Consider the following 23,002-nt stretch of genomic DNA (forward strand, 5'->3'; position numbering starts at 1 on the left):
CGTGACGACCCGCGTGCAATCACCCTGCCCTAGCGTTCTTCGCGATCCTGGCGGCGGTCTTGAAAACTTTTGCGCGCGGGTTGTTCTTCACCAGGTATGGTTGGCGACTGGCGGCGAAAGATTTCCCGCAGGAACCCAGGCGCCAATCCCGACAACGGGTTCACCGTCACTTTGGGATCATCAGCCGCCCCTTTAAGGTTGAAGGCAAAGCCGATCAACCCCTCACCCTTGCGGGTTAGAACACTGCCAACCACGTTGACCAGATAGATCGGCGACAACACGCCGCGCATATCCAAACGGCCGTTTTCCAGATCGTAGATACCATCCATCGACAGACCTATGGAGGGCCCCACCGCGCTGCTTTTCCATAGTTGCAAATGGGTCGGCCCCAGCTGGAATTGGGCCTCAACCTCGGTGAACAGCACGCCTTGGCCGGCCAGTTCGGTGACCAACCCCACCAGGCTAACAGCGTTGACCAGTGCCAACATGGCCGGGGCTTGCCGGATATAGGTGTTGCGCGCGGTGATCTGGCCGTTGAAATAGCCGGCCTTTTTGGCGGGCACCAATGTCATATCAAAACTGCCGCCAGCGGCATGGCGCAAAATCCCCGAGGACCGAAAGACGCCGCCCGCATCGTCTGAGCGCACCCGGATCCCCATGCCACCGTTTTGCGGCACCAAGACGCCGTTCACCGCGGTCTGCCCATTCAACAAGCCTCGGAATTCACCGTTCACGCCCCCTTGGGTCGAGATCCGACCGCGCATATTGCGCAGCGCGATACTTTCGGTCACCTGAACCCGGTCGAGGGCAAATTCAATCGGTCCAATCCCGCCCGAACTGCCACCAGACCCGGATCCCGTGCCGCCATTGTTGCTGCCAAATGGCGCGGTGCGCAGATCCAGGCTGCCGCCCGACAGCGCCAGCGACGGCGCCGCAGATCCACGCCCGGTAAAGGTCGCGCTGCTGTTCAGCCAATTGCCAATCCGCACCGAGGACAGCACCGCTTGATTGAGGCCACCACCGTCGCGCAAGGACACCCGACCGGTTGCCGTCAACCCCGCCGCCGACACCGACAGCGCATCCACACGGGGGGTCTGAGCCAAAGTCACTTGGGCCTCCAGGCTGCCCGTCGCCGTTTCCCGTTTGCGCCAGCCAAGGGATGCAATGCGCAGCCCGACCCCTTGCAGGTCGGACGTGATTGAAAGTTTCGGAGCCGCGCCCGGCTCAAAACGCAGGTGATATTGGCCACGCCCGGACCCCGAAACCGTGCCTCGGGGCAGTCCGATCTTGAACGTCTCCACCGCTTCGGGCGTCAGCGCCACGGTGCCAATCACCCGATGGGGTTCCGTGTCACGCGCAGCCCCCAACGGCAGACGCCAGTCCACGGTTGCCGCCACGCCGCTCAGCGCGCCATTGCCGGTGACCTGCACATGATCCTGGTCGCCGCTGACCGTCAGCCGGTCCGCCGTCACCACGTGATCGGGCACCAATACGTCGCTTTTTACCCCACGGATGGTGCCGATGTAGTGATAGTCAATCTCGTCCAGCGACAGCTTGTCTTTGAGCGCCAGCGCCATCGTGCCCTGCACCTGCGCGCGCCCCTCCGCCAGTTCGACGGGCAGGTTTGCCTTGTCCATCACGGACAAGGGTTCGCGGTTCAACAGCGACAGCGCCGCCGTGACAGAACCGTCGGCGGCCAATCGGATCACCGCCGGGCTGCCACCTTTGACGCTGGTGTCTGGGATAATGAACGACGTGCCCGCGACATTGAGCGCGCCGCCTGTATCAACCAGCACCTCTCCTTCGGTCGCGGTCGCTACCAAGCGGTTGCCGTGGATCGAAAACTGCCCCGCCGCGCCCTGTAGTTCGGGCATGTGTTTTTGATACCGCAGCTGCATGCCCTCAAACCCGAGCGACAGCGACAGAAATGGTTTTTGCCCAGCCCGACTGCGCAGGGCGATCTGCACATCGCGCCCGATCCCGTCCGAGATATTCTCCCGCACCCATTTGCGCGGTTTGGGCGGCGCGGCGGCCGGCCACAGGGTTTTGACCTGATCAATGGTGACAACATCCGCCGCCCCATCCAGCGCATAGGCCCAGCCCGCGTCATCGGTCCAAACCTCACCTTTCAGATGCACGGTGGTGGCATCCTGGGTCACGGTTGCCTCACCGAGCTTGAGGCGAAACGGGTGCAGCTCCAGTTTAAAATCCGTGGTCACACCGGCAAATTGCTGCACGTCTTCGTATAGGTAAAACGGGTTCAGCTGGAGGTCCGAGAACCGCAATTGCCCGACCAGATCTTGCAGTTGCCCGTTCTCAATCCCGCTGAGCCGTGCAATCCCTTCCATCTGGCCGCTGCCCCAACCGGTGGCAACGCTGAGCCCGTCAAACTGCAACAGCTGTTCGGCCGGGAAATAGGTGAAATAGCTGCTCGCCCCATCAAAGGCTACTGGGCGCGCGGTGTCATCCGGTTGTAGCGCGCCTTCCCCGATCTCAAGGCTGGCGGCAACGGGGAGAAAGCCGCCTTGGCTGTCGACCCCGCCTCGCAAAGTACCAGAGATTGGCGCGCGCAGAATTTCCAACCACCCCAGAGCCGGGTTTTGCACCGCGATGTCCTGACTGTGCAGTTCGGTAAAGGCGATGCCGAACTCCGCCGCCGTATCACCAATGGCGGAGGTATAACTAGCCTCAACAACACCAACCCCATCGCCGCCGCTCAGCACGGAAAACCCGGTCGACAAGGCCACATCTTCGCCGGTCCGGTCCAGCCGGATGTAGCCGCCATCAAAGGTCCAAGCGCGACCAATACGCAGGTCTTCGTATTGAAGCGTGATCGCCTCCACATCAATCGCCGTCAGCGCATCCAGACCCGGCTGATCCAGGTAGAGATCCCATTGTTCGATCAACTCAGGCAGGTTCTGTGCCTGCCGCACGGCATCGGCCCCATCCGCAAGGCTGAGCGCCACGCCGTCACCGCCGCGGCGCAACGTGGCGACCAAGCCGGCAAGGTAGACCGTTTTGGGGCTAATGCGACCATGAAACAGGTTCGACATCGACAGGCTCGCCTGCGCATCGCTGAGCTGCGCGGCAATCGCGCCATCTTCGTAACGCAGCACCACATCGCGCAGCCCCACACGCGGCCGCCAGCCTTGGTTGACAATCACCTGCATGGCGCCGAACTCAATGTCCAGACCGCCCAACTGTGCCTCAATCACGCCTTCAACGCGGTGACGCAACCAGGGTGGCACATCAAACTGTCGCCCCTGGCCAAAATAGACCAAACCGGCCGCCAAAACGCACAACACACTGGTCCAGCGCAGCAAGACCACGCCCATGCGCCGCAGCCCCAAAACCCAAGGGCGCGGCAACACGTCCACCTGCGCATCCGGCACAGGTTCGCCGTCCGGCGCGGGGCCGGTGGTGGCAGAATTATGTGGATCGGGTGCGATGAGTGCTTTTCCCTTGGGAGTTATCGCCTAAGTATAGCGGGAAAACTTTGACACATTCTATCTGGAGACCTGTTCCATGCTCAGCCAATCCGATCTTGCCCCCGACTTCACCCTGCCGCGCGATGGCGGTGATGAGGTCACGCTTTCCGCGCTCAAAGGGCAGACCGTGGTTCTCTTCTTTTATCCTCGTGATGATACGCCAGGCTGCACCAAGGAATCCATCGGATTTTCCGAACATCTGCAAAGCTTTGCCGACGCGGGCGTTCACGTGTTTGGGATCTCCAAAGACACGGTTGCCAAACACGCGAAATTCACAGCCAAACACGCGCTCACCGTGCCGCTGCTGTCAGACGCCGAAAGCGACACCTGCGAACGCTACGGCGTCTGGGTTGAGAAGAACATGTATGGGCGCAAAAGCATGGGCATCCAACGGGCGACTTTTGTGATCGACGCAAAGGGTAAAATCGCCAAGACCTGGCCAAAGGTCAAAGTGCCAGGCCATGTCGACGAAGTGCTTGAAACCATCCGCGCGCTTTAACCCAATCCCTCCCGCCCCTGCAGATGCGCCCCTATCGGGGCACCCCCTGGCAGCGTTGGGCATAGCGCCGCGCAAAGGGGCGCGGCGCACCACCGACCGCCGCGCCCCTCGCGCATCGATCTTTACGCTTTCGCTTCGGAGCCGCCCATCACCTGCCCCCGAAAAGCCGTCGCGCGCACCGTGGTGCAAAGGAAATCGCCGAGGGGCCCCGCCGTGGCGGGGAGACGGTTATTTCCCTTGCGGCGGCGGGGAAGCGGTGGCAGGGGACAGATCAGGTGATGGGTGGGTTTGAAGCTTTCGCTTTGGTGGGCCCTGGATCCGTTGTGCCCGTATCTAGCACTCTTAGACGACCACCCCCAAAGACCCCTCACCCACATACAACAGCCTAAACCGTCCGGAGCACCGCGATGACCGACACGTCCCTCACCCTGGCCCAGATGGCCACCAACGTTCTGACCACTGCGGACGGGCGGGCAAAGACGGCCTTGTCGCATCGCTACGCCGCACAGTGGTTCGCCTATCGCCGCGATGACGCGCCCGAGATCGCGGTTGGCACCGCCGCGCCGCCCCTCCATCCAGCGCGCCCGGACCAGCCGGAACTGCGCAACCCACGCGACGTGCCCAAGCGCAAACCGGGAACCGAGGTCGGCCGTAAGGCGCTACTGCATGCCGTCGCCCATATTGAGCTGAACGCGGTCGATCTTCACTGGGATCTCATCGCCCGGTTTTCCCACGTGCCCATGCCGCTTGGCTTCTTTGATGACTGGGTGCAATCGGCCGACGAGGAGAGCAAGCACTTCAACCTGATGTGCGACTGCCTGGAAAACCTCGGCAGTCATTACGGCGAACTCCCGGCCCATGCGGGCATGTGGCGCGCAGCCGAAGACACAGCCGATGACCTCATGGGACGCCTCGCCGTGGTGCCTATGGTGCTGGAGGCCCGCGGGTTGGATGTGACCCCCGGCATGATCGAAGTTTTCAAAAAAGCAAACCTGACCGAGGCGGTCGAGGCGCTCACCCTCATCTACGCCGAGGAAGTCGGCCACGTGGCTTATGGGGCGAAATGGTTCAACTTCCTTTGTGGGCGCGACGGTCTGGATCCCAAGGAAGAGTTCCACAAACTGGTGCGCAGATATTTCCACGGTGCCCTCAAACCCCCGTTTAACGAGGAAAAACGCGCCGAGGCGGGTATTCCGCCGGACTTCTACTGGCCACTTTCTGACCAGATCAGACCGCTGCCGGGGTGGTCGTAACCGGCTAAAATGCCGTTAATCGGCAAAGAATCGCTCATAAAGCGGTACGAATCCGCGCTGCGACTTTACGTTTGCGTTAGTCGACCCACCAAAAGCTTGCTCAAAGGTTAGCGTCTGGTTAATTCCTTATGGAACTGCCACTTAAACAAGACCCGCGCCCCGACGGCCCGGAGGGCTGAAGGACGAATTGGAACGGAGCGCGATGAAGCGAACACGTCTTGGCATCAAGGTTCACGCCTTTCTAGAGCGCCGCTTTCCCGAGCGCCGCGTCTTTGTAAAGTCTGACAGCGATACACGATTTATTCGTCTGCGCTCGGAAACCCAATTGGTTGCGGCCATCGGTATGACGGCTGTTGTGACATGGTCGATTGTCGCCTCTGCCATCGTTTTGATGGACAGTATTGGCGCCGGCAATTTCCGCGAACAGGCGAAACGCGATCAGGTGACATACCGCGCGCGTCTCAATGCGATCTCGGTCGAGCGTGACGATCGCGCCACCGAGGCGTTGGCCGCACAGCAACGGTTTAACGCCGCCCTGACCCAGATTTCTGCGATGCAGTCCGAGCTTTTGGCTTCGGAAACACGGCGCCGCGAGCTGGAAACGGGGATCGAGGTGATCCAGACCACGCTGCGCAAAACCATGAGCGAACGGGAAAACGCCCGCACCGCACTGGCAGATCTGCGTGCAAGCACCGCCGACAGTGCCGCCAACCAGATCGCCGCTGTCACCCTGCCCGCGCAGATGGATTTTGTCGCCGATGCCTTGGCCGAAACCGCTGAGGAACGCGACCAGATCCTGGCCGATGCCCAAAGCGCGCTGAATGAACGCGATGAGTTGAAGCTGGAAATGCGCCTGATGGAAGAGCGCAACGACCAGATTTTCCGCCAGTTGGAAGAGGCAATGGCCGTCTCAGTTGAACCGCTCGACAAAATGTTCCGCCAGGCCGGCATGCCGCCTGAACGCATTATCGAACAGGTGCGCCGTGGTTATGATGGCCAGGGTGGCCCGCTTGAACCACTTGCCATGTCGACGAGCGGCGAAATCGCCGACCCGGACACATTGCGCGCCAACGAGCTGCTGTCGAAAATGAGCCAGCTGAACCTGTATCGCCTGGCTGCTGAACGCGCGCCCTTTGATGTGCCGGTGAACCTGAACCGCGTGCGTCAAAGCTCTGGCTTTGGGTATCGTCGCGACCCCAAAACTGGCGGTCGGCGTTTGCATAAAGGCGCGGATTTCGCCGGTGCGACCGGCACGGACATCTTTGCGACCGCCGATGGCGTGGTAACCACCGCCGGATGGCAATCCGGCTACGGCCGTCTGGTCGTGATCAAACACGACTTTGGCATCGAAACACGTTACGCCCATAATTCAAACATCCGCGTCAAGGTTGGCCAAAGGGTCTCGCGCGGGGATCATATTGCTGATATGGGTAACACTGGACGGTCAACCGGGACCCACCTCCATTACGAGGTCCGGGTCGATGGCAAACCTGTAAACCCGATGATCTATATCAAGGCTGCAAGAAATGTTTTCTAAAAGCAAAATCAACGAACCCGGCGCAAAGCCCGAAGGTTCTTCACCCGCTCCGGCTGCTCCCTCTTCGGCAGCGCCCGTAGCACCGTCGGCGCCCGCCTCTGATTTCAAGGCAAGCGCCCTCAAGGCGAAACCGCCTGCGTCGATTCTGTCTTCGGATCTACACGTATCCGGCAATATGAAAACCACCGGTGACATCCAGGTCGAAGGCACTGTCGAAGGCGACATCCGCGCCCACCTGCTGACCATCGGCGAAAGCGCCACCATCAAAGGCGAAGTGACCGCCGATGACGTCGTGATCAACGGCCGTATCGTTGGCCGCGTGCGTGGCCTGAAAGTTCGCCTGACCGCCACCGCGCGTGTCGAAGGTGACATCATCCACAAAACAATCGCGATCGAAAGCGGGGCCCATTTCGAAGGCTCAGTACAACGTCAGGACGATCCCCTGAACCCAGGCAAAGCCGCCGCGAAACCAGCTGCTGCGCCCGCGCAGGGCTAACTGCCTTTCCGGTTCAGATCTAAAATTATTTCCAAAACGCTGCGCTATCTCGCAGCGTTTTTTTATTTATGGCACGCCATAAATAACACGAGGAACGAAACGGCAGCTTATTCTGGCAAATTTTGACTCGCATAGCCTTCAATTAACGGCACTCACTGTGCATGTTGTGTGCGCCCACTAGATCACAATCGCGTGCATTTCTACCAAAGATCAGTCACCCATCCTGTTCTTCAAATGAAACAGTCATTCAATACGTTCTGCGCATGTTCGAAAAATTTCATTCTGACATGCACAGGGCATTGAAAAGAAACACTGTTCACTAAATCAACATCACCACACGCCTAATAAATAGATTATACACCCAATATTTAACCAGTATCTTTTTTGTAACACCGTCCAATTTTGGACAAATTGACTTGGTTAAAAACTGGTAACCGCCTTAAAATTAAAAATCCGTTTAACTCAGGACTTAAAATGGCAGACGTAACATTTTCCCCGCCCTTCGATTTGTATGATATTCTGGATGCGGGCACCCCGTTGGAGTTTTTGATCCAAAGCCCCGACGTGACGCTAACCACAACAAACACGACGCTTCGGATAGAGGGCAACAGCAACGGGACCTTCGGTGGGCATTTCTTAACCGCAACGGGCAACTTCACCGCCGAAGACATCTCGAGCTGGACCGTCACAAGCGTGACATATGGTGTAGAGGGCGTCCCCTTCCTTGCTGTTTCCGACATAGACCTGACCGGCGGGCAATTCCTGGAAGCAGCGGACGGCATGGAAATCTTGGAAATACTGTTGGGTGAGGACGACAACATAGTCGTGGATACCAACGCCTCTTTTACAACGGTGGAAGGTTTTCAAGGAAACGACACGATCACATTATCTGATCAGTCAGAAGATGTGTTCGGCGGACAAGGTACAGATCGGGTCATCATCAACGCCTCTTTTGACGACGTGGACTTCGAATCCAGTTTTCCAGGCATCTTAGAAGTCGTTGGGCCCGATGCCGTTTCCGACACATTGGTTAACGTTGAAATCTTGCAGTTTCTGGACCAGACGCTCGCCATCAATGTCAGTGGCAACTCTGATGATGTCCTCGAAGGGAACGCCATTGCCGGAGTTTCAAATGACCTAATCCTGGGGCAGGATGGAGATGACAGTATCAGAGGGTTTTCCGGGAACGATAACCTTGCTGGAGGGAACGGCAACGATATAGTCTTGGGTGACTCCGGAAGAGACCTCATTGCCGGTGGTACAGGCAGCGACCTCATTCAAGGCGGAAATGGCCGTGATACGATATTTGGTCAAGGCGGCAGCGATAGCTTATTCGGTAACTCTGGGAACGATCGCATCTCTGGCGGCGGCGGCGATGATACCGTATTCGGAGGGGCAAACAACGATACTTTACTTGGTGGCTCGGGGGCGGATCAACTTTCGGGAGCACGCGGCAACGACCAAATATTTGGGGGGGGTGGCAATGACCTCTTGTCAGGAGGTGGTGGCAACGATGTTCTGAGAGGCGCACGTGGTCGCGACACGTTGAATGGCGGCAATGGCGACGATGAATTGTCTGGTCAGGCAGGTTCGGACCGCATCCTTGCAGGGAATGGCAACGACGTCGTTAATGGTGGTCAGAACCGTGACGTCTTGTTCGGCGGCAACGGCCAAGACGACGTCTCAGGCGGTAGCGGAAATGACCGACTGTTTGGCGGCCGCGGCGACGACACACTTTCGGGAAACCTGGGCAACGACAACCTGCGTGGCGCAGGTGGCGACGACAGTATCGTAGGCGGCAGAGGCAATGACACTCTGACGGGCGGCAACGGCAACGATACCTTTGCCTTTAACTCGCGTCGGGACGGCGATAACCTGATTACCGACTTTGAGGTTGGTGAGGATCAATTCGACATCAACGCAGGCGCATCTCAACTGTCCGATCTGAGTTTCGCAAACGAGAACGGCGGGACGTTGATTACCTATGCCAACACCTCTATTTTTGTCGAAGGCGTCACATCCTCCGACCTGAATGATTCCGACAACTTCTTGTTCTAAGGTCGCTTTTCCTGCACGCTTAAGCACATCGGCTTTCGCGTGCAGGCACGAATGTATCGCTCTACCTCAAAGTTTTGATCGCGGGGTAAAGCGTGCGAAAATTTTGATAGGCCGCGTCGTACTGCGCGGCCTTTTCTGCGTCCGGGTCAATCACCGCGCGCGCTTTTGGTGGGGTCATCACAGCCTCGGGGTTTGCGCCAGTATCGGCGGCAATTGCCAGTCGCGCGGCCCCCAACGCAGCGCCAAAGGCTCCGCCTTCGGGCAGGGTCAGTGGCACATCCAGGCAGGTGGCAATCAACCGCAACCAATAGGGTGACGCCACGCCGCCCCCCACGGCCATGACCTGATCCAGCTGGGCCCCAGTGGATTGCAGCGCTTCCAGACTGTCGCGCAGACCAAAGGCTACGCCCTCCAGGATCGCCTGTGTCATGTCCAGACGGGTGCTTGCGGCCTCTAACCCCAGAAAACCGCCACGGATATTGGCGTCATTGTGCGGTGTGCGTTCACCGCTGAGGTATGGCAGGAACTGCACGCGAGCGGGATCGCGCAATGTCTCGGGCAGCGCGCCTGTCAACTCCGCCGGTGTGGCACCACAGATACCTGCAAACCAGCCGAGGCTGCTGGCCGCCGACAGCATAACCCCCATTTGATACCACCGCCCCGGCACCGCATGGCAAAATGTATGCAGCGCGGTGTCCGGCGCTGGAAAATAGCCATCCCGCGCGGCCATCAAAACGCCGGACGTACCAAGGGAGACAAACCCCTGCCCCTCACCCAAGGCGCCAATCCCACAGGCGGCGGCCGCATTGTCACCGGCACCGCCAGCCACAACCACAGGACCCGCCAGCCCCCAGTCCCGGCGCAAAATCTCGCGCAATTGGCCGCCCGGCGCGCTGCCCTCAACCACCTCCGCCATCTGATCGCGCCGCATGCCACCTGCGGCCAGCAGATCGGAGGACCAGCATCGCGCGCCCACATCCAACCAGGAGGTGCCGGATGCATCCGACAGGTCCGAGACATAGCCGCCGGTCAGATAGAAATTCAGGTAGGCGGCCGGCAACAAAACCTTGGCCACTTTGGTAAAAGTCTCGGGCTCATGGCGTTCCACCCAGCGCAGCTTGGGCGCGGTAAAACCGGGAAAGACGATATTGCCGGACAATTCGCGCACCCCGGCGGTCTGATCCAGGATTGCAGCCTCAGCCTCAGATCGGGTGTCGTTCCACATGATGCAGGGGCGCAAAACCGCGCCGTCTTGATCCAGCAAAACCGCGCCATGCATATGGCCGGACACCGCAATCCCGCGCAGGCTTTGAAAGGCCGGATGCTTCGCGCGCAGCTCTGCAACCGCGTCCTCAAGCGCTGTGATCCAGTCCTTGGGGTCCTGTTCGGACCAGCCGCGATGGGGATGGGAAAACCCGTAGGCCCGCTCGGTCGTGGCGATCACCGCGCCATCGGCGCCAACCAGCAAGACGCGCAGGCCTGAGCTGCCAAGATCAATCCCCAAATAGGCCATGCCGCCTTCCCCCTTTTGAACTTGGGCGACGCTAGCGCCATGCTGGCCCCAGCCTCAAGCGGGAAAATCAGCCACATGGAAAAAACCGCGCCGGATCTCTCCCACGCGGTCTTGGTCTCATTCTCGCAGGACTTGGGTCACAAACCGCCTTTTAAGCGCGGCGACGACGGCGCAGGACCGTCAGGCCACCCAATCCGCCCAACAACAGCAGACCACCGGCCGGCAACGGCACCGGCGCGATTGCGGCAAAATCGCTAAAGGCAAAAGTGCCATCGTTCAAAAGAATGTTGTCGAAGTCTTCAAAGAACACCCGCGCTCCAAATCCGGCGTCCAGTGAAAATAGATCTTCGGACACGAAATTGATATCGAACAGTTTCGTGAAATCATCCGAAGTAAAGGGATCCGGGTTGAACAGGCTCAGCGTGTCCACCCCAGTGCCGCCGACAAAGGTCGCGCCATTGGTCTGGAACCAGTCGCCGCTGAAAATATTCACCCCATCGCCAAGCAGCGCCAGCGTGTTGTCGCCTTCGCCGAAATAGACATCGCCACCCAGAACCACCTCGGAGGAACGCACCTCAAAAATGTCGTTCATATCGCCAAGGAATACGTCGCCAAAAATACTGGCGCGGTCGTTCAACTGCAGCAGATCCTCACCATCGCCCAAATTGGCCGCTACCCCGGAATGCCCCAGCAAAGACGAGGTATCGTGCAGCGTAACAAATTGCGACGATGTATTGGCCGCATCGGTTTCAATCCCAATCTGGCCCTGGATGATCCCGCTGCCCCGGTTCTGAACAAAGCTGATCTCGGCGGTGTCATCATCCCCGTCCAGCTCAATCGCGTCAAAATCGATGCCATCGCCCAGGTTGGAGAAGATCAATCCGTCCTGGTTGATGATGGTGCCGGAATCCAGGTCAATTGCATCCTGAGGGTCGCCGACGTCAGTACCGGTGTTTTGCAGGAAACCTTCGTTAAAAATCGTGGCCCGACGTCCCGCCTTTACCGCATCGTCACCGGCAAAAATCGATGCGCCCGCGCGGTTGATCACTTCGGCATCGTCGTCTGCATTGATGCCTTCGTCGGTGGCTTGGATCCAGCCGCGGTTGTCAACCAACAGGCCATTGCCGGCCTGGATCGCGTCATCATCTGCTGAGATGAAATGCGAGTTGAAGACTTGCCCGTCATTATCCAGATGAATGGCATCTTCACCCAAAAGACCCAGAACCGAGCCGCCGGCGTTGACCTCGATCACCGCGTCATCATCCAGCTCGATGGTATGCTCACCACTGCTGAGGTTGCTGACAATCGTGCCTGCGTTGACCGTGACGGTCACATCGTCCAGATTGCCTGTGCCCAGAAACTCCTGGCTCACACCGTCGGTATCTATGCCGCTGCAGGTGACCACGTCTCCGTCATCGGGAACGCCTGGCAGGCATTGCGCAAACGCCGGTCCGGACAACATGATCAAGGTAACCGCCGTGCTGGCCCTGAAATACACAGACATCATTCAATTCCTTACAGTCAAATGAATTACTAACGTGGTGGCACGCACATGAAGTGCCAGATATTCGTCACAAATTTATGTCGCATTTTAGAAATTGAGTTGCACAACTAAAAGTGGCAAACGTAGTGAATTCACTATGAATTGATCGCACGACGCCCCTTTGATGGGCATCACCGCCGTAACACAGGGAAACCGCGCCGCGAACCTCTCGACGCGGCTGCTGACAATGCCGGCGTTTTGGTTGCGTGTGTCGGAGTTGCAAGAGGTTACAGCCCCCAACAACCGGCCGTTCAGACGCGCAAACCTGTCCCCCGCGCGCCTGTGGTTTGCTTCAGTCGGCTGTGATCACGCGGCTTGCGTGCGGCGGCGGCGACGTCGCGGAGCCCCCAATCCCGCTAACCAGCATAACGCCTCCTGCCGGCAACGGAACCGGAGCCTCATCCACAAAGTCGCTGACTGTAAAAGCGCCATCGGCAAACAGGAATTGCTCAAACCCGCCAAAAGCGAACTGCTTTTCCCCGTCGATATTCAGGCTGAGGGTATCTTGCGAGAACAGCGTCACACAGCCAAAGGTCGAGAATTCAGCCGCAGTGAAATCCACCAGCTCGAGCGCATCCTCACCATCATCACCCCAAAAGGTGGCCAGATCATCGCTCAACCAACCGCCTTCCGACAGATCAACCAGGTTGTTTCGGTCGAAAACCTGCAAAAGGTCATTGCCTTCGCCAAAAAACACATCGCTGGTCATGGCAACCGGCCCGTACTGAGTTGCGTCCGTGACACTGGGCTCTTGGACGAAGCCGCTCGCGCGGCACTGGCGTTTGTGGCAGTTGTTGATTTCCCCTGATAGACCTGCGGGTTTTGCGATTTGGCTGACCTGTTTGACGATTGAGGTTTCTCAATCGTCAAACAGGAGGATTTCATGGTCAACGAGAGAACTACACCGCTTCGCGAGCGGATGATCGAGGACATGCGCATTTGGGTTCTGGGGCACTAATCCCAGAGATCGCATATCCGGGCGGTAGAGGATTTTGCTTCGTTTCTGGGGCATTCACCGGATACGGCCACGCGTGAGGAACTTCGCGCCTATCAACTTCACATGACGAACACCCAGGTCACTCCCTCAGCCTGCAACGCCCGCTTCACTGCTTTGCGTTTCTTTTTCTCGATGCCCTGCGGGCGTGATGAGGTGAAGACGTACATGCAATTTCGCACCGAGCCGCGCAAGCTACCAACAGTGCTGAGTTTCGAGGAGGTCTCCGAACTTCTGACCCTAGCTCCGGGTCCCGGGCTCAAGTATCGCGCGGCACTCAGTATCTCTTATGGCGCGGGACTGCGCGCCTCCGAGGTTTGCAACCTCACGACTGGCGATATCGACAGCAATCGGATGTTGATCCACGTCGACCAGGGCAAGGGGCGCAAGGATCGCAAGGTCATGCTGTCACCGGGCTCGCTCGACCTGTTGCGTGACTACTGGTGTGAGGCACGGCCCAAAGGGTGGATGTTCCCAGGTAAACCCAAGATCAATCCGATCTCACCGCGTCAATGCAACCGGGCATTTACATCAGCCAAGCACCCTCTCACCGCTGCAAGCAGCGACTACTGGGCAGGGATCACCAAGCCCGCAACACTTCACACGTTGCGGCACAGCTTTGCCACCCATCTGCTGGAAGCAGGGACGGATGTGCGGGCCATTCAGGTGCTGCTTGGCCATGCCAAGCTGACGACCACAGCCCAATACACCAAAGTCGCCACAAAGATGATCCGGGGTACGACCAGCCCGTTTGAAGCCCTCAAACAGTTGAACCTCCAGACCCGCAAAAAGCGACCGGAGTGACGGACAGGGATTGCCGCGCGCAAGGCTGGAGGTCGCTGACATATTTCGCAAGCATGGTCCCGCGTGGCGGCAGGCCAATGAAGGGCATATCAGCCTGTCCCAGCTCAAAGTGATGTCCGCGATAGAAGCCTGCCGGACCGAGGCGCTCGGCGGGCATGTGGCAGCCTGCACCAAATGCGACCACCAGCACATCGCGTACAATTCCTGCAAGAAACGGCATTGCCCGAAATGTCAGGGACCTGCGGCGCGCGACTGGATGGCGGCGCGGGCCAAAGGCTTGCTGCCCGTGGAGTATTTCCATGTGGTCTTAACCCTGCCAGCCGTCCCTCTCATCGTTTGCAATCAAACGACTGCCAGTCAGTGAATTGCCCGCATCGCCCTCTGGAATAAGCGGGCGGTCTACGGCCTGCTGTTTAGGGCGTCCGCCGAGAACCGTGATCACCATCGCCGCTGATCCCAAGCGCATGGGTGCTCGTATCGGCATGACCAGCGTGCTGCAGACTTGGGGATCTGCGCTGACGCACCATCCCCACATTCACATGATCGTCCCGGGCGGCGGCCTGTCACCGGGTGGCATTCGGTGGATCGCCGGCCAGCCGGGCTTCTTCCTGCATGTGCGGGTGCTGTCACGGCTGTTCCGCCGCCTGTTCATCGAAGGGTTGATGGCGTTGCATTGCTCGGGTGATCTGGCGTTCTATAGTGACCCAAAAGGGCTGGCTGAGACCTGTGAATGTGCAAACTGGTTGGCCCCGTTACGCAAAATTGAATGGGTGGTCTATGCCAAACCACCGTTCGGCGGACCCGAGGCAGTTCTAGCCTACCTCAGTCGTGACACGCACCGTGTCGCGATCTCGAACCTGCGCCTCTTCAGCGCCAATGCAAACACCGTAGCCTTCCGATGGAAGGACTATCGCATCAAGAGCGGTGCACCACTGCCTAGCAGTGGTTTGCGCAGCACAACCACGAGAGGGCGGCAAAAAGGTGATGCACCTGACAAAGGACGAATTCATCCGCCGTTTCCTGATGCATGTTCGACCCCCTTCTCGGGCATCTAAACATGCCCTGCCAGACAATGGGCGGATTCCACCGGATCCGGCACTATGGCCTGCTGGCGTCCGCGCAACGCAAGGTCAATATTGCCAAGGTCCGAGCCCTGATTGGGGCGAGCGCACCAGAGCAAAAAACTCTGCCCGAGGATGATCCCACATCACTCACATTGCGGTAACCATGTCCCTGTTGTGGTGGCTCGATGCTGATCATCGAAACGTTCAAGCGCGGCCAGGCTTCCCGATCCCGCGCTCAACCAAGGAAACAGGCCGCATGACAAAACACCTGATCATACTGCATATTCCTGACCGGTTGGCTCAGCCACACCGGCCAAAGTCCCTTGTACTTAGCGATCCGGGAGGTCGCGCAAAAGCAGCAAATCGACAGCGACCCCGGCCAATTCTAGGGCAAGCCCGCTTGCCGAATGCCGAAACAGCCACCTTCCTATCTAAAGAACAACGCATCCGCAGCAGCTTCAAACCCAGCCCACAGTGCTCTTTCCCCATAGATACCGCCCAGCCCCAGCGGCTTCCAACTTGGGAGACTTTCCAACACGAGCCACAGTCGAGCAAAGAAGAGAAGCTGCGCGCTGGCCCAGGTTTGCAGCAATGCCACCTGTTCCGGTCAGCGTCCCAAGCGTCGAAACGTCGACGTTCCGGTTGCCCGCATTGTCCGATCCGACATGGACACCGACCACACCTTTGATCAACGCGGTCGCACCAGTGGTACTGAGGTCGGTTGAAGCGGCAGATCCGCCGCTGATAAATACGCCGGCACGGGCAATGCGCCCGAACCGTCCCGGTGTTCACAAACCTGTCGCCGGACGTCTCAACCGCATTGCCCGTGCCGCCCGCGACGGTGCCCAGGCTTTCGATATGGCCATCTCCGTTGAAAATGAACGCATTCTCACCGGTGCGAAGGGCGACATCCCCCGCCGTCACCGACTCCGCGCCCGGCGCGCCGCCGTTTTCCAGCGCAACAAATGCATCCGCGCTGAGGTCAAGACCCACGCCACTGGCGGCGATATGTCCTTCGCTGTCGACTGCGATGAAATGGCCGTCGACAGCGACAATGGCATCTCCATCTACGATCACATCATCCGTAAAGGTAAAGTCATCCCCATTGCCCAATGTCAGCGTGCCGCTGTTGGGCACCGCACAGGTATCGGTTCCCGAAATATAGACCTCTCCCGCAGCGCAGGCCGCATGTGCGGCGCGCGACAAAAAAGGCGCTGACAGAACCAATGCTGACAGCGCCGTTGTTGTTATGAAACTCTTTGACATCCCAACATCTTCTGGTGGTTTTATTAACGCACCACAACCACTCAAGGCATAGTTGAGAAGGCGTAAATACACGAAAAAAGCGCGACCTAAATCGCGCTTCTTCCTAACATTTCAAGTTCTTAATAGGTTATTCCGTCACAGAAACCTTGGACATTTGATCAGGCTGGCCGATCACTGCGCCATTGGGGCCATCGCCGCGTTTGATGGCGTCGACTACATCCATGCCCTCGGTCACTTTGCCCACAACGGTATATTGCCCGTTCAGGAAATAGCCCGCGTCGAACATGATGAAGAACTGCGAATTGGCGCTGTTGGGGTTTTGCGACCGCGCCATACCAACAACACCGCGATCAAAGGGCACGTCCGAGAATTCGGCAGGCAGATCCGGGCGATCCGAACCACCGGTGCCCGCCCGGCGCAGATCTTCGCCGAACTTGCCGAACTGAACATCACCGGTCTGGGCCATGAAGCCTTCGATCACGCGGTGAAACACCACGCCGTCGTATTTTCCTTCGCCTGCCAATGTGGTGATCTGTTCGACGTGACCCGGCGCCACATCTTCGAACAGGTCGATGGTGATGGTGCCATTGGCGCCTTCACCGGCCACATCGATGGTCAGACCTGTGGCCAGCGCCGGGCTTGCACCCAGGGCCGCCAGTGCCGCCGCTGCGACCAGCTTACGCATCTGCTGCCACCTTGACGCTGATCATCCGGTCGGGGTTTGCGGGCGGCTCACCTTTGGTGATCGCATCCACATGTTCCATACCTTCGATGACACGACCGTAAACGGTGTATTGACCGTTCAGGAAGTGGTTGTCTTTGAAGTTGATAAAAAACTGAGAGTTCGCAGAGTTCGGGTTGGCCGAACGCGCCGCGCCCAATGTGCCACGGTCATGCGGCAGTTTGGAGAATTCCGCAGGCACATCAGGCATGCTGGAGCCACCGGTGCCCGCCATACGCAGGTTGAACCCGTCTTCCATATCACCATTGGCCACGTCGCCGGTCTGCGCCATGAAACCATCGATCACCCGGTGAAAGCACACGTTGTCATATTCGCCACCACGGGCCAGTTCCTTCATACGCTCAGCGTGTTTTGGAGCCACGTCGGGCAGGAGTTCGATCACCACGTTGCCGTCTTTCAGCTCTACGATGATTGTGTTTTCGGGATCCTTGATCTCGGCCATCTGGCCCTCCTCAAATGCAGTAAAATTCCAAGCGATTGTTAAGGCGGTTGGCCAGGAAAGCCAAGGGAGCATCGTGCCAAGCATTGACGGATCGGCAAAAAGGCCCGAAACAGGCCCCGTTAGATGAGACTGCCGATTTAACCAAAGGAGTTGGGCATGGGTTGGAATTCACTGGACGACATGGATCTGAACGGAAAACGCGTCCTGGTACGTGTGGACATCAACGTCCCTGTCGAAGATGGCCGCGTGACCGATGACACCCGCATCCAACGGATCGCCCCCACCATTGCCGATATTGTCGCCAAAGGCGGCTCGCCCATCATGCTGGCGCATTTCGGCCGTCCCAAGGGCAAAATGGTGCCCGAGATGTCGTTGAAACCGCTGGTGCCTGCGTTAGAAGCGGCCTTTGGCACATCGGTGACCTTCATCGAAAAACCCAGCCGCGAGGCGATCGACGCCCTGCCTGCAGATGCGGTTGTGCTGGTGGAAAACACACGTTTCACCCCGATGGAAGAGGCCAATGACCCCCAAATGGCAGGTTTCCTGGCCACACTGGGCGACATCTACTGCAACGATGCGTTCTCAGCCGCGCACCGGGCGCATGCCTCCACCGAAGGGGTTGCCAAGCTGCTGCCCAATTGTGCCGGCCGTTTGATGCAGGCGGAACTGACTGCTCTGCAAAGCGCGCTGGGTCAGCCGGAACGCCCGGTGACTGCGGTTGTGGGCGGCGCAAAAGTGTCGACCAAGCTGGAACTGCTCGGCAATCTGGTGGCCAAGGTCGACAATCTGGTGATCGGCGGCGGCATGGCCAATACGTTCCTGGCAGCCCAAGGCATCGATGTGGGCAAATCGCTGTGCGAACACGACATGACCGACACGGCACTGGCGATCCTGGACAAGGCCAAGGCCGAGGGCTGCACCATTGTCCTGCCCACCGATGTTGTCGTGGCGCGGGAATTCAAAGCCAATGCCGACAATGAAACCGTTGCAGCCAACGCCTGCCCAGCGGATGCGATGATCCTGGACGCAGGCCCTGCAACTGTGGAGGCCGTGGCAGAGGTTCTGGCCGCGTCCAAGACCTTGATCTGGAACGGCCCGATGGGCGCGTTTGAAATCACCCCGTTTGACATGGCAACCAACGCAGCCGCCGCCAAAGCGGCTGAGATGACCAAAGCGGGCACGTTGATTTCCGTGGCCGGTGGCGGTGATACCGTTGCGGCCCTGAATCAAGCCGGCGCGGCGGAGAGCTTTACCTATATCTCCACCGCAGGCGGTGCGTTCCTGGAATGGATGGAAGGCAAAACCCTGCCCGGCGTTGCAGCCCTGGAACAGTAAAACGCCCGGGAACCACTAAAACAAAGAGGCGCGCACTCCCGCGTCCTTATGGACCGCCCCAAGGGGGCGTCCCACCAGACTTGGGCCCGGCGCCGCGCTGATGCGCGGCGCCGGTTGCGTTTGGGGCAGATGGCGCGCACAACACATACAAGCCTGGAGCATGTGTTTCGCCACACGCGGTATGTGGCGCGACATGGTCTACCGCGCTGTATCAAAGAGCCAAAACTGCAACTTGATGCATGCAATCCGACAAAGGGGCGAGACAACGTCACGCGATGCGCCTTTCGCGCGCACCATTTCCAAGTTTTAAATATCAAACGCACCCCAGCAAGCCCGACGCGCGGCGCAGGATGTGGTTAATCTTCAGGAAAATAGCACGTAAACTACTCTAAAAACACAATTTTGCCTGTGGATCCCTGACGGAAAATGCACCCCGCCGTTGAGAATAAACTTCCTATTAAAACTGCGATTCCAATTATATTTTTACAAATTTAAAAACTGCACGGGTGAACTATGCAAGACGTTACCCTGCAAACTCTGCACGCCACCGTCGACAGCCTTCAGATTTCTGCCAACCACATGTGGACAATGATCGCGCCCGCTCTTGTCCTATTAATGCAAGCAGGATTTCTGTTGTTGGAAGCTGGCATGGCACGATCAAAAAACTCCATCAACGTAGCCCAAGAGAACGTCATCGACTTCATCGTCTCGGTCAGTGCTTTCTATCTGCTCGGCTTTGGGCTGATGTTTGGCACCTCCTGGGCCGGTCTGATCGGCACTGATGGCTTTGCCTTCGCCGAAGCCGACGACTGGCACTATACTTTCTTTGTGTTTCAAGCGGTCTTTGCGGGCACCGCTGCCACAATCCTGTCCGGCGCGGTGACCGAACGGATGAAATTCTCAGCCTATTTTCTCGTAGCCATTTTTGTGGTGATTGTGATCTATCCCACCAGCGGCCACTGGTCCTGGGGTAATCTTTTGCACGGGGACAATCCGGCCTGTCTCGCGGACAAAGGGTTTATCGACTTTGCGGGTTCTACCGTTGTCCATTCAGTTGGCGCTTGGGTCGCCTTTGCCGGTATTGTCGTCCTTGGCGCGCGCCATGGTAAGTTTGCGCCAGACGGCAGCGCCAATACGTTGCAGGGGCACAGCTATGTGCTGGCCACAGTGGGTGCCATTATCCTTTGGGTCGGCTGGATCGGCTTTAACGGAGGCTCCACCACCACGGCGGATCCGGCTTTTGCCCATATCGTCCTCAACACCATCTTGGCGGCCTATTTTGGCGGCGTTTCGGACTGTTCTCGGGACGGACCCTTGACTCGGTGAACACGCCGCACCGGCCCATCAATGGCAGCCTTGGCGGCTTGGTTGCCATTACCGCGGGCTGCGATGTGGTCACGGTTCAGGGTGCTGTGATCAGGCCTGTGTGTTGTGCTGTCCGAATGGGTGATCGAACGGGTCCTGAAACTGGACGATGTGGTTGGCGCGGGCTGTGGTGCAGATGGAGGGCGTTGCGGTGACGTTCCTCTGGGCCTTTGGCACCAAATTCGTCTTCTTCAAAATTCTTGGTATGACGCTCGGCATCCGAGTTCCGCAAAAGGACGAAATCGCGGGCCTCAACGCCACCGAACATGGCGCCTCCCTTGGCATCGGTGTGTTGCAGTCCCAACTACAGGCGATGACCGCAAACCGTGTGGATCTGAGCCGTCGACTGGACGAGACCACCGGCGATGAAGCGGCGGAACTTGCCGCCCTGTTCAGCCCTTCTATTGCGCAGGTGTATCACCTGGTTTCGGGCATCCAAGGCCACGCGCTGCAGATGCAACGGTCCTCAAACTGGTTGGAACAGATCTTCCACCGGTTTCGCGACGAGGCCGCTGCGACCAAGCAGTTGTCCTCTGAGATGAGGCAAACTGCCGCCGTCGTGGCGACATCGGCGCAGGGCAACCGCCAGACTGCGGATCAGATCCTCGGCCAGGTCACCCGCATCACAGACAGCGCCGAAGGCATGTCCGGTGAAGTCTCCGCCGTGTCCGACGCCATCAACGGGCTGATGCAATCGGTGCAGCAGATCTCACAAAATGCGGATGCGACCAGCGCGGTCACGAAAAAAGGCAAACCTTCTGTCCGGCGAAGCGGTGATCGCCATGGAAACCCTGTCACAAGCGATGGAAGACATCGAAGCTGTGGTCGAATTGGTCAAGGAAATCACCATGCAATCCAACATGCTGGCGGTGAATGCCGCGGTTGAGGCCTCCCGCGCAGGCGAAGCTGGCAAAGGCTTCTCCCTGGTGGCCTCTGAATTGCGCGGCCTCGCCCAGGAGACGGACAATGCGGCCGAAGAAATCAAAAACACCATCGGCAAAATGCGCAGCCAGTCCGACAGCGCCACATCGGTCATCACCCAAGTGACCGAGTTGATGTCCGGCATTCACACAGCGGTTGCCGGGATCACCAAAGCGGTGAACTCCCAACGCCAAGCCACGCATCTCACCTCATCCCGCATCGAAAGCGCGTCACGGCAAGCAGCAACAGTGGCCGAAGCCATCCGACAGGTGCGCGATCAGGCGGGTTCGGTCAATTCCAATGCGGAGCAGAACGCGCAATGTCTGGCCGACAGCGTGCAATCGGCACGCAACCTCGAAGGTCAGGCGCAAAGCAGCGCCCATGATGCCGACACTCTGGCAGATGCGGCGCAGTCGATCTCGCATCTGTCAGACAACCTCAGCAATTCGGTGGGTAAACTCGCGCTTTATGGGCGGGGGTCTGCAAATGGCAGCGCGGCCGCCTTACAGACGCGGGGGTTAAAAGCGTCCTGATCCACTCACTGCGCGCAAAACCCGCTGGGATCAGCAGGCTGTGCCCAACTTGAATGCCTCAGACAGCCCCCCAAACAGCGATCGTTTTGGGGGGCTGTTATCCCTTGACCTCAACTTGGCTTGAGGAATTACAACGTATCAGATCCCGCGAAAACCCAGGCGCTCTGACGATGAATATTCACACCTACCTAGACCGGATCAACCGCCCGGTCCCCACTCACGCAGATCGTACAACGCTGAACAGTCTGATGCGCGCGCAGCTAGAGACTGTGCCGTTTGAGAACCTTGATCAGCAATTGGGGCGTCCAGTTTCCACCGATCTAAATGCGGCTTACCACAAAATCGTCGAGGCCCGTCGCGGCGGCTGGTGTTTTGAATTGAACGGCCTGTTTGCCTGGTTGCTGCAAACCCTCGGATATGGTGTCACCCGGCTTGCGGGCCACGTCGGCCCCGATACGCCAGCTGATGGTGCGACCGGCGATCACATGCTTTTGTTGGTCGACTGCGGCGGACCGCTTGTGGTGGACCGCTTGTGGTGGACCGCTTGTGGTGGACCGCTTGTGGTGGACCGCTTGTGGTGGACCGCTTGTGGTGGACCGCTTGTGGTGGACGTGGGATTTGGCGGCGGCAACAACGGGCCAGTGCCGTTGGGAGCGACGCAGGTTTCACAGCCGCCCTACGACATCTCAATCACTGCGCAGCCGAGCGGGTTTTATACCTACACCGAGTGCCACGCCGACAGTAAAAGCAGCTATTGGTTCACTTTGGATCCCGTGGACACCGACCATTTTGAACCGGCGAACCACCGCTTGCAAACCGACAGCAGCTCTCCTTTTCGCCGCACACTGACCGCACAGCGGCGCACGCCCGACACCCATACCGTCCTGCGCGGCCTGGTCAAAACAACCCAATGCCCCGATGGCGTCCAGACTAAGACCCTAGGCGACGTGAACGCGCTGCGCGCCTGTTTGCAGTCCGAATTCAACCTCGACGTCCCTGAGGTCGCCAGCCTTTGGCCCCAGCTTGTTCAGCGCCACACCGAGCTGTTCGGCCCCTTGTCATAAATCTGGCCTCCGGAAACGCGTGGGTCCCTAAATTAGCGTTTCACAAACGACCTGCCCTGTGCCATAGTTTGGTCAGACGCCGGAA

Annotated in this window: 18 protein-coding genes and 2 pseudogenes; 14 read left to right on the plus strand and 6 right to left on the minus strand. The window is 58.7% G+C overall.

Annotation, left to right across the window (positions count from 1 at the left end):
• Nucleotides 1-29 precede the first annotated feature (29 nt).
• Nucleotides 30-3,377 carry a YhdP family protein gene (locus KMP13_RS01085; RefSeq protein ID WP_353055663.1) on the minus strand — a complete coding sequence of 1,116 codons (3,348 nt, stop codon included), beginning with the start codon at nt 3,375-3,377 and terminating at the stop codon, nt 30-32.
• Nucleotides 3,378-3,525: 148 nt separating this feature from the next.
• Between KMP13_RS01085 and KMP13_RS01090 the strand changes: the two genes are divergently transcribed.
• The 5 genes from KMP13_RS01090 (at nt 3,526) to KMP13_RS01110 (ending at nt 9,331) form a co-directional block, all read left to right on the plus strand.
• On the plus strand, nt 3,526-3,987 hold the full coding sequence (locus KMP13_RS01090; protein ID WP_215263592.1) for a peroxiredoxin: 462 nt from the start codon (nt 3,526-3,528) through the stop codon (nt 3,985-3,987).
• A 407-nt stretch (nt 3,988-4,394) separates the two neighbouring features.
• Nucleotides 4,395-5,240, plus strand: coding sequence for a ferritin-like domain-containing protein (locus KMP13_RS01095; protein WP_215263593.1), 846 nt, complete (start codon nt 4,395-4,397; stop codon nt 5,238-5,240).
• Nucleotides 5,241-5,442: 202 nt separating this feature from the next.
• Nucleotides 5,443-6,777: a M23 family metallopeptidase gene (locus KMP13_RS01100; RefSeq protein ID WP_215263594.1), complete on the plus strand. Its 1,335-nt coding sequence runs from the start codon at nt 5,443-5,445 to the stop codon at nt 6,775-6,777.
• Nucleotides 6,767-7,273: a bactofilin family protein gene (locus KMP13_RS01105; protein WP_215263595.1), complete on the plus strand. Its 507-nt coding sequence runs from the start codon at nt 6,767-6,769 to the stop codon at nt 7,271-7,273. The genes KMP13_RS01100 and KMP13_RS01105 overlap by 11 nt, the downstream gene beginning before the upstream one ends.
• A 474-nt stretch (nt 7,274-7,747) precedes the next feature.
• Complete coding sequence (locus KMP13_RS01110) at nt 7,748-9,331, plus strand: calcium-binding protein (protein ID WP_215263596.1); 1,584 nt, start codon at nt 7,748-7,750, stop codon at nt 9,329-9,331.
• A gap of 61 nt (nt 9,332-9,392) precedes the next feature.
• Here the strand turns inward: KMP13_RS01110 and xylB are convergent, their stop codons facing one another.
• The 3 genes from xylB to KMP13_RS01125 form a co-directional block, all read right to left on the minus strand.
• Nucleotides 9,393-10,844, minus strand: coding sequence for a xylulokinase (gene xylB / locus KMP13_RS01115; protein ID WP_215263597.1), 1,452 nt, complete (start codon nt 10,842-10,844; stop codon nt 9,393-9,395).
• A 151-nt stretch (nt 10,845-10,995) separates the two neighbouring features.
• On the minus strand, nt 10,996-12,348 hold the full coding sequence (locus KMP13_RS01120) for a VPLPA-CTERM sorting domain-containing protein (protein ID WP_215263598.1): 1,353 nt from the start codon (nt 12,346-12,348) through the stop codon (nt 10,996-10,998).
• Between the two features lie 331 nt (nt 12,349-12,679).
• Complete coding sequence (locus KMP13_RS01125) at nt 12,680-13,096, minus strand: VPLPA-CTERM sorting domain-containing protein (RefSeq protein WP_215263599.1); 417 nt, start codon at nt 13,094-13,096, stop codon at nt 12,680-12,682.
• A gap of 174 nt (nt 13,097-13,270) precedes the next feature.
• Here KMP13_RS01125 and KMP13_RS01130 point away from each other — a divergent pair.
• From KMP13_RS01130 to KMP13_RS01140, 3 genes and pseudogenes are all read left to right on the plus strand, one after another.
• Nucleotides 13,271-14,185, plus strand: a pseudogene (locus KMP13_RS01130) (tyrosine-type recombinase/integrase).
• A gap of 10 nt (nt 14,186-14,195) precedes the next feature.
• Nucleotides 14,196-15,509, plus strand: a pseudogene (locus tag KMP13_RS01135) (IS91 family transposase).
• A gap of 331 nt (nt 15,510-15,840) precedes the next feature.
• The gene (locus tag KMP13_RS01140) at nt 15,841-16,467 is read left to right on the plus strand and encodes a hypothetical protein (protein ID WP_215263600.1); all 627 of its coding nucleotides are present in this window, start codon (nt 15,841-15,843) and stop codon (nt 16,465-16,467) included.
• Between the two features lie 175 nt (nt 16,468-16,642).
• On the opposite strand, the gene KMP13_RS01145 is transcribed toward KMP13_RS01140, so the two are convergent.
• Together KMP13_RS01145 and KMP13_RS01150 are read right to left on the minus strand one after the other, a co-directional pair.
• Nucleotides 16,643-17,200 carry a peptidylprolyl isomerase gene (locus KMP13_RS01145; RefSeq protein ID WP_215263601.1) on the minus strand — a complete coding sequence of 186 codons (558 nt, stop codon included), beginning with the start codon at nt 17,198-17,200 and terminating at the stop codon, nt 16,643-16,645.
• Nucleotides 17,193-17,699, minus strand: coding sequence for a peptidylprolyl isomerase (locus KMP13_RS01150; protein WP_215263602.1), 507 nt, complete (start codon nt 17,697-17,699; stop codon nt 17,193-17,195). Before KMP13_RS01150 ends, KMP13_RS01145 begins: the two co-directional genes overlap by 8 nt.
• A gap of 156 nt (nt 17,700-17,855) precedes the next feature.
• Between KMP13_RS01150 and KMP13_RS01155 the strand changes: the two genes are divergently transcribed.
• The 6 genes from KMP13_RS01155 to KMP13_RS01165 all read left to right on the plus strand — a co-directional run bounded on the left by KMP13_RS01155 (nt 17,856) and on the right by KMP13_RS01165 (nt 22,917).
• Nucleotides 17,856-19,034: a phosphoglycerate kinase gene (locus tag KMP13_RS01155; RefSeq protein ID WP_215263603.1), complete on the plus strand. Its 1,179-nt coding sequence runs from the start codon at nt 17,856-17,858 to the stop codon at nt 19,032-19,034.
• Nucleotides 19,035-19,649: 615 nt separating this feature from the next.
• On the plus strand, nt 19,650-20,360 hold the full coding sequence (locus KMP13_RS20295) for an ammonium transporter (protein WP_251363626.1): 711 nt from the start codon (nt 19,650-19,652) through the stop codon (nt 20,358-20,360).
• Nucleotides 20,357-20,554, plus strand: coding sequence for a hypothetical protein (locus KMP13_RS20300; RefSeq protein WP_353055664.1), 198 nt, complete (start codon nt 20,357-20,359; stop codon nt 20,552-20,554). The genes KMP13_RS20295 and KMP13_RS20300 overlap by 4 nt, the downstream gene beginning before the upstream one ends.
• A complete protein-coding gene (locus tag KMP13_RS20305; RefSeq protein WP_251363617.1) occupies nt 20,509-21,285 on the plus strand; it encodes a hypothetical protein in 777 nt (258 codons plus the stop codon). Before KMP13_RS20300 ends, KMP13_RS20305 begins: the two co-directional genes overlap by 46 nt.
• Entirely contained in the window at nt 21,203-21,853 is a 651-nt protein-coding gene (locus KMP13_RS20310) for a methyl-accepting chemotaxis protein (protein ID WP_251363628.1), read from the plus strand. The genes KMP13_RS20305 and KMP13_RS20310 overlap by 83 nt, the downstream gene beginning before the upstream one ends.
• A gap of 170 nt (nt 21,854-22,023) precedes the next feature.
• Nucleotides 22,024-22,917: an arylamine N-acetyltransferase family protein gene (locus tag KMP13_RS01165; protein WP_215263604.1), complete on the plus strand. Its 894-nt coding sequence runs from the start codon at nt 22,024-22,026 to the stop codon at nt 22,915-22,917.
• Nucleotides 22,918-23,002: the final 85 nt, after the last annotated feature.

Source organism: Epibacterium ulvae, assembly GCF_018678075.1.
GTDB classification, from domain to species: Bacteria; Pseudomonadota; Alphaproteobacteria; order Rhodobacterales; family Rhodobacteraceae; genus Epibacterium; species Epibacterium ulvae_A.